General features: G+C 61.5%; 15 protein-coding genes. All 15 read left to right on the top strand.

The annotated features are described in order from the left end of the window. The first annotated feature begins 1 nt into the window (after position 1). Positions 2 to 1,294, top strand: a complete 1,293-nt coding sequence (locus HXW87_RS20840) for a TrbI/VirB10 family protein (protein WP_031643424.1) — start codon at positions 2 to 4, stop codon at positions 1,292 to 1,294. Next, positions 1,291 to 1,551 carry a DUF2274 domain-containing protein gene (locus tag HXW87_RS20835; RefSeq protein WP_031643423.1) on the top strand — a complete coding sequence of 87 codons (261 nt, stop codon included), beginning with the start codon at positions 1,291 to 1,293 and terminating at the stop codon, positions 1,549 to 1,551. Before HXW87_RS20840 ends, HXW87_RS20835 begins: the two co-directional genes overlap by 4 nt. A gap of 329 nt (positions 1,552 to 1,880) precedes the next feature. Then, positions 1,881 to 2,588 (top strand): hypothetical protein, encoded by a 708-nt coding sequence (locus tag HXW87_RS20830; RefSeq protein ID WP_047297546.1) that lies wholly within the window; start codon positions 1,881 to 1,883, stop codon positions 2,586 to 2,588. An 11-nt stretch (positions 2,589 to 2,599) separates the two neighbouring features. After that, on the top strand, positions 2,600 to 3,568 hold the full coding sequence (locus HXW87_RS20825; protein WP_239777666.1) for a major capsid protein: 969 nt from the start codon (positions 2,600 to 2,602) through the stop codon (positions 3,566 to 3,568). 51 nt (positions 3,569 to 3,619) lie between these two features. After that, positions 3,620 to 4,195, top strand: a complete 576-nt coding sequence (locus HXW87_RS20820; RefSeq protein WP_239777665.1) for a hypothetical protein — start codon at positions 3,620 to 3,622, stop codon at positions 4,193 to 4,195. Between the two features lie 57 nt (positions 4,196 to 4,252). Then, complete coding sequence (locus HXW87_RS20815) at positions 4,253 to 4,756, top strand: DnaT-like ssDNA-binding protein (RefSeq protein WP_239777664.1); 504 nt, start codon at positions 4,253 to 4,255, stop codon at positions 4,754 to 4,756. 33 nt (positions 4,757 to 4,789) lie between these two features. Next, positions 4,790 to 4,960: a hypothetical protein gene (locus tag HXW87_RS20810; protein ID WP_239777663.1), complete on the top strand. Its 171-nt coding sequence runs from the start codon at positions 4,790 to 4,792 to the stop codon at positions 4,958 to 4,960. A gap of 28 nt (positions 4,961 to 4,988) precedes the next feature. Beyond that, positions 4,989 to 5,357: a hypothetical protein gene (locus HXW87_RS20805; RefSeq protein ID WP_239777662.1), complete on the top strand. Its 369-nt coding sequence runs from the start codon at positions 4,989 to 4,991 to the stop codon at positions 5,355 to 5,357. Continuing rightward, positions 5,354 to 6,010, top strand: a complete 657-nt coding sequence (locus tag HXW87_RS20800) for a hypothetical protein (protein ID WP_239777661.1) — start codon at positions 5,354 to 5,356, stop codon at positions 6,008 to 6,010. Before HXW87_RS20805 ends, HXW87_RS20800 begins: the two co-directional genes overlap by 4 nt. Further along, a complete protein-coding gene (locus HXW87_RS20795; protein WP_239777660.1) occupies positions 6,007 to 6,423 on the top strand; it encodes a phage tail terminator-like protein in 417 nt (138 codons plus the stop codon). Before HXW87_RS20800 ends, HXW87_RS20795 begins: the two co-directional genes overlap by 4 nt. Before the next feature lie 386 nt (positions 6,424 to 6,809). Next, positions 6,810 to 7,466, top strand: coding sequence for a phage tail protein (locus HXW87_RS20790; RefSeq protein ID WP_007964989.1), 657 nt, complete (start codon positions 6,810 to 6,812; stop codon positions 7,464 to 7,466). A 9-nt stretch (positions 7,467 to 7,475) separates the two neighbouring features. Further along, positions 7,476 to 7,856, top strand: coding sequence for a phage tail assembly chaperone (locus HXW87_RS20785; protein ID WP_234205109.1), 381 nt, complete (start codon positions 7,476 to 7,478; stop codon positions 7,854 to 7,856). Between the two features lie 44 nt (positions 7,857 to 7,900). Further along, on the top strand, positions 7,901 to 8,173 hold the full coding sequence (locus HXW87_RS20780; RefSeq protein WP_045122089.1) for a DUF1799 domain-containing protein: 273 nt from the start codon (positions 7,901 to 7,903) through the stop codon (positions 8,171 to 8,173). Next, complete coding sequence (locus tag HXW87_RS20775; protein WP_239777659.1) at positions 8,170 to 11,499, top strand: phage tail tape measure protein; 3,330 nt, start codon at positions 8,170 to 8,172, stop codon at positions 11,497 to 11,499. The genes HXW87_RS20780 and HXW87_RS20775 overlap by 4 nt, the downstream gene beginning before the upstream one ends. Beyond that, positions 11,499 to 11,837 (top strand): phage tail protein, encoded by a 339-nt coding sequence (locus HXW87_RS20770; protein ID WP_239777658.1) that lies wholly within the window; start codon positions 11,499 to 11,501, stop codon positions 11,835 to 11,837. The genes HXW87_RS20775 and HXW87_RS20770 overlap by 1 nt, the downstream gene beginning before the upstream one ends. Positions 11,838 to 11,846 lie beyond the last annotated feature (9 nt).

Below are 11,846 nucleotides of genomic sequence, written 5' to 3'. Positions count from 1 at the left end.
CATGAGCCAGGACGATACCCCCGAGCTTGCCGCGCCACCGGCCGGCAAGCTGGCGCCCGAGGCGGTGGCGCTGCGCGCCCAACCGCGCCCGGTCACGCGCCTGAACCGGCGCATGTTGGCGGTGCTGGTCGGCGGCATGGCCACCGCCGTGCTGGGCGCGACGATCTGGTCGCTGCAAGCCCCGCAACGTCGGGGCGCAGGCGAGCAGGCCGAGCTGTACAACGTCGATCGCGTGTCGCGCTCCGAAGGGCTGGCGCAGTTGCCCGCCGACTACTCGCAACTGCCACCCGCGCTGCCGCCGGAGGTGCCGATGCTGGGCGAGCCCTTGCCCGGCGACCTGGGCGGGCCGATCCTGCGCGCCGAGCAGCGTGCGCAAGGCTACCCGCCATCCGGCCACGACCCGGCCGAGGCCGAGCGCCTGGCCCGCTTGAAGGAGGCCGAGGAAGCGGCTGCCTCGTCGGTGTTCTTCCGCTCGGGCGGGCAGCGCGCCACGGCGGCGGCACCAGCCCAGGCCGCCGCGCCTGCGTTCGCGTCGAACGCGGCCTTCGACCCGCTGGCGGCCGGGCCGGCCTCGACGGCCGCGCAGTCGCTCGACCCCACGGCCGTGCAGAACCGGCAGGAGCAGAAGGAGGCGTTTCTGTCACAAGCCGGTTCCACGCAAACCCGTAATTCCGGGAATCTGCAAATGCCTGTCTCGCCGTATCAGGTGATGGCCGGCACGGTGATCCCGGCCGCGCTGGTGACGGGCATCAAGTCCGACCTGCCGGGTGACGTGATCGCCACGGTGACGGAAACGGTCTACGACACGGCCACCGGCCGTTATCCACTGATCCCGCAGGGCTCGCGCCTGATGGGCCGCTACAACAGCCAGGTCAGCTACGGGCAGACGCGCATCCAGATGGTGTGGCATCGCATCATCCTGCCGGACACCTCATCGGTTCAGCTCGACAATCTGGTGGGCAGCGACCCGGCCGGCTATGCCGGCCTGGAGGATGGTGTCGATTGGCATTGGGATCGGATCTTCGCCGGCGCGGCGCTGACCACGCTGCTCGGCATCGGTGCCGAACTGGCCACCCCCGAGAACCGCCAGGACGGCAACCGCGTCATCATCGCCGGCCGCGACAGCGTGCAGGACACGGTGAACCAGATCGGCCAGGAGGTGACGCGCCGCAACCTGAACATCCAGCCCACCTTGACCAACCGGCCCGGCCTGCCGGTGCGCATCATCGTCAACCGCGACCTGGTACTTCAGCCGTACCAGCCGCTGTTCTTCAACAGGGGGTCGTCACGATGAGCACGAACAAACTGCGGCTCGGACCGCTGCCTTCCAGCACCAGCGTCAAGCTGACCTTCACATGCCCGGCCAGCCTCAAAGCCGACCTCGACCGCTACGCCGCGCTGCACGCGCAGACCTACGGCGAAGCGGTCGATGCCGTGACGCTGATTCCGCACATGCTGGAAGCGTTCATGGCGCGGGATCGGGGATTCAGGAAAGGGACGGCACCGCCGAAAGCGCCACCCGCGCCCCGACGCGATGCGCCGCCTGCATAGATGCGGTGCCGTACCCGCTGCAAACAAAATGCGCAGGCCATCGACCTGCGCTTTTTGCTTTGGGCTATGGCTCGGGGGAGCCTCGTCATATCATCGCCGCCAACGCCGAGCGTGGATGCACGCTCGGACACGCCGGAGCCCGCAACCGCGTTGCCCTTATGTGGCTCCTAGCCTGTTTGCGCGGAACCGCGCGAAGGGCCGGCGAGAAGACTCAAGCCCTTGTCCCATATAGACTTCGGGCATCTCGCCTATCTTTCGATGATGCTTGACAGGCGAAATTTTTTATGCCCGCAGGCAGGGCCTGCACCTACGTCTCTGGGAGACAACCAATGCTGAAATTCCAACTGGATACCCTGGAAGGGGTAGATGAAGCCGTGCGCGCTCTTTACACCGAGAAGGACGGCAAGTTCGTACTCGGCATTGAAGGTCTGCCGCAGCAAGAAGATGTATCCGGCCTGAAGGCCAAGGTTGATGAATTGCTTGGCGAGAAAAAAGCCGCCGAGAAGAAGGCGCGCGAAGCCGAAGAGGCTGCGCGTCTGGAGCGGGAAGAACTCGCTCGCAAGTCCGGCAACGTCGAAGAGCTCGAGCGTTCGTGGACAGAGAAATTCACTCGCCGAGAAGCTGAGCTAACCGGCACGTTGGAACAGGAGCGGGCAACGTTGAGCGGGCAGATCCGGGATCTGACTGTAGGGCGTACCGCTACTGACATCGCCTCTGCACTTGCAGTGCAAGGCAGCGCAAAAGCTCTGTTGCCGCACATCGAACGCCGTCTGAGCGTCGAGCAGCGCGATGGGAAGCCTGTTGTGGTCGTCCTCGACGCACAGGGCAAGCTCTCGGCGGCAACGCTGGACGAGCTGAAAGCAGAAATCGCGAATGACGCGGCGTTCGCGCCGCTGATCGCGGGCAGTAAAGCATCTGGCGGCGGGGCCGGCGGTGCAGGTGGTGGGGGCGGGGCCCCGAAAGGAAAAATCGGCGGTACCAAAGAGGAACGCACGGCTGCGATCGCAAGCCGGTTCCCAGATCTCCCTCAATCGTAAGGAAATAACTCATGTCCCTGTCGCAAATGCAGGTCTTCAACCAGTACATCATGCCTGCGACTCTCGAGACGCTGGATCAGTACCTGGCCGCTTTCAACGCTGCGAGTCGCGGCGCTATCGTGCTGTCCCCGGACGGCTTCACTGGCGACTTCCTCCAAGAGTCGTTTTTCCAGACCCTGGCTGCTGCTCAGCGCCGCGTGGACCGCTACAGCGCCAACGCCGCCGTTGCTGCAACCGACCTGACCGAACTGAAAAACACTTCGGTGAAGGTCGCCGGCGGCTTCGGCCCGATCCGCTATGAACCATCGCAGATGACCTGGCTGGAGCGCCCAACTGCGCAAGGCATCGAAGTCGCCAGCCGAGCGTTCGCTGAAATCCTGCTGAAGGACCAGTTGAACACTGCGATCGCGGCACTGGTTGCAGCAATCACCGCTCAAGAGGCAGCAGTCAACGATGTGTCGGCTACCGCAGGTATCAGCTACGCCGGCCTGAACAACGCGCATGCGAAGTTCGGCGACGCAAGCCAGAACTTGGTCACCCAAGTGATGCAGGGCACCAGCTACCACAAGTTGGTCGGCCAGAACCTGGCGAACCAGCAGCAGCTGTTCCAGGCAGGCAACGTTCGCGTGGTGGACATCCTCGGCAAGATCTCCGTTGTGACGGATGCCCCTGCGCTGATGCAGGCCGGCACCCCGAACAAGGAAATCATCCTCTCCCTGGTGCAAGGCGCTGCGCTGGTCCACGACGGCCGCGACATCATCAGCAATGTCCAGACCACCAACGGCAAGGAGCGCATCGAAACTACGCTCCAGACCGACTACACCTTCGGCCTGGGCCTGAAGGGGTACACCTGGGATACCACCACCGGCGGCAAGTCTCCAACCGACGCTGAGCTGGCGACCGGCACCAACTGGGACAAGACCGCTACCAGCATCAAGCACACCGCCGGTGTGGCTCTGATCGGTGACGCCTCCAAGTAACCCCGCGATGTCCAAGCCGGGACGTGTGCCCGGCTTGGCGGAGATGCAATCATGAGCAACAAAATTTGGTATCTGCCCGGACCGTTTCACCAGTACCGGGAAGACGTGAAGGCGTTAGCGAAGGAACACGGCCTGCGCATCATCGACGCGAGCATCACCGAAAATCGCGATGGTGAGGCCGATGATGTGCCGGAGGTGACGGTGCGGCAGGTCGAGCCGGCGCCGGTATTGCTGATCGCCGATAGTGGTGATCACGCTGCGCTGCAGGAGCTGATCGACAAGTTGAATGCGGAGCGTGACGGCATCGTGTTGTTAATCGACGCCGCTGAAGGTCTGTCCGATCTGGAACACCCTGGCGCCGGCGAACTGCCAATCCGCCTGTTCGGTGCACTGAAAGCCATTCATGAAGGTTTCGAAGCCCTCACGGGTGAACGTGACAACTTGGCGGGCGAGGTTGAATCTCTCCGCGCTGAAGTCGAACGCCTCAAGGCGGCAGCGGAGCCGGTCGATAATGCCGAGAAGATCGCGAACCTCAAGGCGCAGCTAGACGCCGCCAACGTGACGTATCGGGCGAATGCTTCGGTAGAATCGCTGGAAAAGGCAGTTGCTGAACTGCAGCAGGCGTAATAACCCGGGTGCCCGGCAACGCGGTACCCGATCCAGAAAATCACAGCGAGCTGATTCATGACTCTCATCATCGAGGACGGTATCGGCAAGCCTGACGCCGAAAGCTACGCATCCGCCGAAGACCTGGCCATGTACGCCGTGAAGTTCGGCGTGATCATCCCGGCGGAGGTTCCAGCGCAAGAAGCGCTGCTGCGCCGGGCCGCGCTGGCAATGGACGGCATGTCTTGGAAAGGGCGAAAGTCCAACAGCGGGCAGGCTCTGGCGTGGCCGCGCCGCGGTGTCGAGTTGGATTACGAGATCAAGCCCGACAACTACCTGCCAGCGCGGATCCAGTACGGTCAGATGGCTTTGGCCGCCGAGATCCACACTGACGACGTCGACCCGATCGAGAAGCGCAAAGGCGCGGTAACGCTGGAGCGTGTTGAGGGCGCTGTCACACGCGAGTACGCGGCGATCCCGAATACCAGCGGCCGACTGTTGCCGGCAGCGCCGGATCGGCCGAGCGCAACACAGTTTGCTGACTACCTACAGAAACGCGGGCTGTTCGCAGTTCGCGCGTAATGATAGCTTTGTGCCTCACTGATAGGAGGCACTATGAAAAGCAATATCGATGTTTGGCAGGAGCTCTACCAATCTATTGCCCAAGGGTTGCTCGCCGGGGATACCGACGACAAGTTTACTTTGACCGACATTCTTGAAGTGGCACGACAGGGCGCGAATGATGCTCTGGAGATCTACTTAGCGAAGAAAGACGAGTTGGTTTAACTCTTTCGATTTCATTGATGGAGCCAACATGGCCTTCTACGACGAAATGGCCGTGATGGCTCTGGAGATGATCACAGAGTTCGGCCAGCCCGTGACCATCAACAAGACGGAGCCGGGCGAGTACGACCCGGAGACGGGCGGCGAATCGCCATGCGCCACCATCGTGCAGACCGCGCAAGGCATCCTGCTCGACTTCACCGGTCAGGAATTCCAGAACAATAGCCTCATCAAGCAGGGCGACAAGAAACTGAAAATCGCCGCGCAGGGGCTGGATTGGGTACCGGACCTGCTGAACAAGGTGATCATTCAGGGGCGTACTTGGTCCATCGTGCCGCCGCTGAAAGAGGTGAATCCCGCCGGGACGCCGATCCTCTACGAACTGCAGGTGCGGTCATGAGCCGGGCGGGCGCCGGGCAGTCCGGCAGCTTTGCCGAGAACATCCGCCAGTTTGCCGAGCAGGCCCAGGCAGGGCTCGACGCCACCTTCCGCGAAATCGTGATCGAGATCGGTAGCAGCGTCATCCGCATGTCACCGGTGGGTAACCCCGAGATCTGGGCCGCGAACGTGGCGCATCGCGCAACCAACACCCGCGCCGCCGATGACTACGATTTCAAGGTCGCCGTGCGCAACACCCTCATCAATCTCGATGAGAGCAATTTCACCAAGGCCGGGAAGCTGAAGCGCGGCGTGAAGTACGCCAAGCCGCTGACAAAGACCGAGCGCGACCAGAACTTCAGCGTGAATGGACTGGTTGCTGGCAAGGATTACGCCGGCGGCCGATTCCGCGGGAATTGGCAGTTCTCGATCGGGACGCCGGCAGAAGGCGAACTTGATCAGGTCGATCCGGCCGGCGGCATCACCTTGGCGAAGCTCAGGCTTCAGGTCGAACAACTGACCATCGGGCAAACGGCGTACATCGTTAATAACCTGCCATATGCGGTGCCGCTTGAGTACGGCCATTCCAAACAGGCACCGGGCGGCATGGTGCGTATCACGCTCGCGCGATTCCAGCAGATCGTCGACGAAGCCATCAGGAACAATCAGGTATGAGCCACAACATCATCGCTTCGATCTACGAAGCCCGGCTGATCGCTTGGGCGAAGGCTTTGCCGACACCCATCAAGGTCGTCGTCGAGAACGAGGCCTATGAGCCCGGAAATAGTGTCACCTACCTGCGAGCTTTCACTTTGCCGGGCGACACCGCAAGCGGCACGCTTGCCGGTGATCACAAGCTGTTCACGGGGGTGTTTCAGGTCAGCATCGTGACACCAGCAGGGAAGTATCGCGGCGCGGCCGGCGCGTTGGCTGACCAGATCGCCGCGCTGTTTCCGCTGTACGAGCGAAACACGAAGGGCGCGCTGACCGTGGTGACCATAACGCCGGTCGATCAGGGGCCAGGTATTCCAGGCGACACGACCTTCACCGTACCGGTGTCGTTCATGTACCGAGCCGATACCGACTGATCTGCTGAGGTAGAATCCCGTCATCAACTCTCAAGAGCTATTGGTGATGGATGAAAATCGGAAGCAACGGCTTCAATACCTCGGCGAAATGGTGGATGCCCACTGCTATCGAAACCGTGAGGAAATTGGCGGGAGCGACCGGTGCCTATGCACTGGGTGCGGCGCATGGCTGAAGCCGGCCGAAATCATTAAGTGGTACGAAGAACTGCATGCTTGTTGCCCACACTGCGGGCTCACCGGCGTGGTTGTCGGTTCGAAGTCCGGCATACCGCTGGATGAAGTGCGTAACAATATGAAGCTTGAGTAGCAACATCTAAACCGCCCATTGGGCAAACCCAGAACCCGCCATTGAGCGGGTTTTATCATTTCTGAAGAGAGGAAAACCCATGGCCGGCATTCAAATGCCCAACGGCGCGACGTTCGAAATTGCTTCCGCCTATGGCGCTGCAATCCCATTCACTGCCTTGACCAATGCCAACCCGGCAGTGGCGACCGCGGCAGCCCACGGTCTGGCCGAGGGCGACATCATCGCCCTCAGCTCTGGCTGGACCCGCCTGGACGGCCGTGCCGTGCAAGTCGGCGAGATTGCCAGCGGCACCTTTGCGCTCGATGGCGTGAATACCACGAACATTCAGCAGTATCCGGCCGGCTCGGGCGTCGGTGCCGCCCGCGAGGTGACGACCTTCACCGAGATCTCGAAAATCACCGAGCTCGGCTCGAGCGGGGGCGACCAGCAGTTTCTAACGTTTGGCTTCCTGGCTGACGATGACGACCGCCAGATGCCGACCACCAAGAATCCGATCACCCTGACTATCACGGTTGCCGACGATCCGTCGCAGCCCTATGTCGATGTCTGCGAGGCCGCGGACGACGACAAACAGGCCCGCGTTCTGCGCCTGAACCTGCCGGGCGGCAGCCGGATCATCTACAACGGCTACGTCTCGATCACCTCGACCCCGACCATGTCGCGCAACAACCTGATGACCCGCGTTATCAGCATCGCGCTGACCGGCCGCCCAACCCGCTATAGCGCCTCGGCGTAAGGAAGGCACATGGCAAAGTTCACACTCGCCCGGAATCCAACCTTCAATCACGTCGTCATGCTGCCAACGGTTGGCGGTGACCCGGTCAGCGTTGAGTTCGAATTCAAATATCGCGATCGCACCGAACTGGCCGGGCTCTACGCGGAGTGGGGTGAGCGTCACAAGGCGCTCAAGGAGAAAGCGGAAGAGGCCGGCATTGAGCAGTTCACGGCTTTGCTGATTGATCTGCAGGTCGAGCAGCTGAAGGCGATTGTCGCCGGCTGGGATATTGCCGAAGAGTTCACCGACGAAAACCTGCGCATCCTGGTCAAATCAATCGCCGCCACGCCGGGCGCGGTGCTGGCCGCTTATTCCGATGCCTTCAGCAACGCACGCTTGGGAAACTCCTAAGCGTCTCCCGCAAGCTGTACGAGCCGGGGCCGTCAGCCGAATCGCTGGCGGCCTTCGGCCTTTCTCTTCGTGACATACCCGATGAGATCTGTGAGGTCTGGCCTGATGTCTGGCAAGCCTTCAAGGTCTTCGAGGCCATGGGCACCCAGTGGCGTACAGGCGCGTGCGGCGCTACCGGACTCGATTACACGTCAATTCGCCATGTCGCCGGCTTTCTCGGCCTTACTCGGTCGGAGGTCGCCGACGTCTTTCCAGACATCCGTGTCATGGAAGCCGAAGCCCTGCGGGTGATGGCGGAACAGAGGGACAGTAAATGAGCACCACCTTCGCGTCCCTCGGTATCGAGGTGAACTCCTCGTCGGCATCCAAGGCGGCTGACGATCTCGACAAGCTGGTCGACTCGGCAGTTGATGCCGAAAAGGCGATTGACGATCTCGGCAAGTCGGGCGAAGGCCTGGCCAACACCGGCAAGAAGATCAGCCAGGCCGAGAACGAGGCTGCTCAGAGCATCGACAAGGCCACGGGCGCCAAAGAGCGCCAAGTCGATGCCAGCCGCAAGGCAGGTGCCAGCGCGGCCAGTGAAATCGCAATCATCAGCCAGCTCGACAAGGCGATGTCCGGCAACATCGGCAGCATGGAGCAACTGATCCAGGCTGAAGGCTTGCTGGAGCGCGCTCGCAAGGGCGGTCTCGTCACCATCGAGCAGCAGGAGTCCTATCAGGATCGGCTTGGCAAGGCGTATGAGCGGATCGAGAAAGCCGAAGCCAAGGAGATGGCGCAGAAGCAGCGGCTGATCGACGCTGAAAACCGTCAGATCGAAGCGTTGAAGCGCACGGTCAACGGCATCGACCCGGTCACTGCGAAGTTGGCAAAGCTGGAGGCGCAGGAGAAAGCGCTCAACGATCTGTACAAGGCCGGCCAGATCGACGCGACTCGTTACGGAGAGGCGCTGGCGAAGATCGGCAAAGACCGTGACGGTCTGACCGCGACAGAAACTGCATTCGACAAGCTGAAGCTCGGCACCCGCCAGGCGCAAGAAAACGTGATGCAGCTGACCAATGCCCTGCAGTCTGGGGATTGGGGGAGTGGTGCGCGGGCTGTCGCTCAGTTGGGCGCTGGTGCGGGCGCGTCTGCCAAGAGCCTGGCCGCAGCACTGATTCCCGCCGGATTTCTGGCCGGTGTCCTCGGCGCTCTGGGTTATGCCTACTTCGACGCACAGAAGCAGGCCCGCGAGTTCAACGTCGCCATCAACGGCGGATCGAACGATGCCGGTCAGAGCATTGCCAGCCTCAAGGTGATGGCCGATACCGCCGGGGCGATCACTGAGAACTTTGCTGGCGCTCGCGAGGCGGTGATTGCACTGGCTTCCGGTGCCGCTACCAGCGGCGTCCAAATGCAGAACCTGGCTCAGGCCGCCGCAGCAATTGGTGAGGTGACAGGGAAGGGCGCTGGAGACATCGCCAAGTCGCTCGCGAATGCCGGTGACACCGCTACAGAAGCCGCAGAGAAGATCAGCGACCAGTATGGGCTGCTCACCTACGAGCAGTACCAGACGATCAAGGCGATTGATGATCAGGGCGACCATCAGCGAGCGCTTGACACCCTCAGTGAAGATCTAAATCAGTCCGCCCAGGAGCGCCTGAAGAGCTACCGAGAATCGCTGTCCGATATCGAACGCGATTGGGATCGAGTGAAGGCGGCTATCAAGGGCGCCTACGCTGAAGTCAGGTCAGAGATTTTCCCTGACCTGGCAAAGCAGATCGAGATCACCCAGCGCGTGCTGGAAACCCGGAAAGGGGGCGGGGTTACAGGAGCGATTTCAAACGGGCTGAGCTCGCTCAATTCCTTTCTGGGGTTGAACGACGGTGAGAACGACGACTCGACGCCGGCGCTTGAGGCCAAGCTTGCGGGGCTGAAGGCTCGTCTGTCGGCGAGCGAAAGCAATGCTGCCGCGACCGGCGAGGAGACGCGGGCGAACAAGGAATTGATCGCTGTCCAGAAGGAACTGGACAAGCAGATGGACAACCTGAACCCGCTCGCGAAGCGTCGGGACGCGTACAAGAAACTGGACGACCAGTTCACCAAGCTCTATCAGAACGCGGAAAAGACAGGTCAGAAGTCAGCGCTGCTGGATGGTGTTCAGTTTGACGGGAAGAAGTTTTCCGGTGGCGCCTACGACCAGTTGCGCAAGGCAATCGAGGAGCAGAAAAAGGACCCCAAAGTTGCCGCGGGTAGCGTCGATCTATCCGGGTTCAATGACTCGAAAAACGCGCTCAATACCGTGCTCGCCGAGTACAAAAATGCTCAAAAGGATTTGGAGGCTTCGCAAAAGGCCGGGCTGATCTCGCAGGCTGATTATCTGCAAGCGCGTGAAGCCATGATCGGCAACGAGCGCGACGAAGTTACTGCTGCGTATGAGGCTGAGATCACCGCACTGGAGGCGGCGAAAAGCAAAGCCGGCACATCGGCCGCACAGCGCATCCAGCTTGACCAGAAAATCGCCGACGCCCGGGCCGCCATGGTCAAGGTGCAGCAGGATGCTGACACCGAACTGAGCGTCCTGGCGAAGAACGAAGAGGGCCGGCTGAAGAAGCAGGCCGAGGCCGTCAACACCTATAGCAGCGCGCTGCAGCAACAAGTCAAAACTCTGCGTGAGCAGGGCCAGCGTGCGGCGGCGGGCATCGGCCTGGGAGATCGCCAGCGCGATCTGATGAGCCAGCAGAACGGCATCGACGATCGCTTCAATCAGCAGAAGCTGGATCTGGCGAACCAGTACGGCGATGGCTCGCGCGGCATGAGCCTTGACGAGTACACGCAGAAGCTGGCGGCGCTGAAGGCAACCCAGCAGGACTTGCACGACACGGTTCAAGCCAACTACGACGAGATGACGGCAGCCCAGAGCGACTGGAGTGCCGGAGCCTCGTCGGCATGGCAGAACTATCTGGAGTCCGCACAGAATGCGGCGGGGCAGACGAAAAGCCTGCTCACTAATGCATTCAGCTCGGCAGAGGACGCAGTAGCCAGTTTCGCCATCAACGGCAAATTCTCGTTTTCTGACTTCACCAAATCGGTGTTGGCGGATATGGCGAAGATCGCCACTCGACAGGCTACTTCTCAAGGACTCAGCGCTCTGTTCGGTATTGCTGCATCAGCAGCTGGCTCCTACTTCGGTGGCGGCGGCGGGAATGGATTGGCCGCTGGATCTGCCGGTGCCGTGTCTTCAGATCTCGGAGCATCGCAGGCCGGCTACACAGGGTTTGATCTCTCCGGATATCGGGCTGCTGGTGGGCCTGTTGCGCCGAACTCTCTGTACGAAGTCAACGAACTGGGACCGGAGCTCTACAACGAGGGCGGCCGGTCGTTCCTGATGACCGGTGCCAACGGCGGCAGCGTCACGCCGTTGACCACCGGCGGCGGGCCTGCTCTGGCCGCAATGTCCGGCGGTGGCGGCAACACGTACAACTTTCCGGTAGCGGTCTCGGTGCAGACTTCTGGGAGCGACGGGGCGGGTGTTTCGCAAGAGACAACCAACCAACTTGGCAAGAGCATCCAGCAGGCTGCGAAAACCGAAGCGGAAACTGCGATTGCCCGAGCGCTGCAGCCGGGCGGTTCGATCTGGCGCCTGACAAATGGGAGGGCCTGATGGCCATCGAGAAATTCAACTGGCCGACCGAGCGCGGGGAAACACCCGATATCAACTATCGGGTGCGCACCTCGAAATTCGGCAACGGCTACGCGCAGAACGTCGGCGACGGCCCGAACAACAAAGAGGATTCATATCCGGTCACCTGTGTCGGCCAGAAGGCCAAGGTGCTGGAGATCATGAAGTTCCTCGACCGGCACGCCGGCGCGAAAGCGTTTCTCTGGACAACGCCGCTCGGCGAACTCGGCCTGTTCACCTGCAAAAATCCAGCTCCCACTCCAATGGGCGGCGGAGTCTTCAAACTCACCGCCACGTTCGAGCGGGCATTCCAACCATAAGGGGCAATC

This window comes from Pseudomonas sp. Y5-11 (assembly GCF_022368695.1).
GTDB lineage: Bacteria > Pseudomonadota > Gammaproteobacteria > Pseudomonadales > Pseudomonadaceae > Aquipseudomonas > Aquipseudomonas parakoreensis.
Note: the sequence above shows the minus strand (reverse complement) of the source record. Positions and strands in the feature narration are given on the sequence as shown.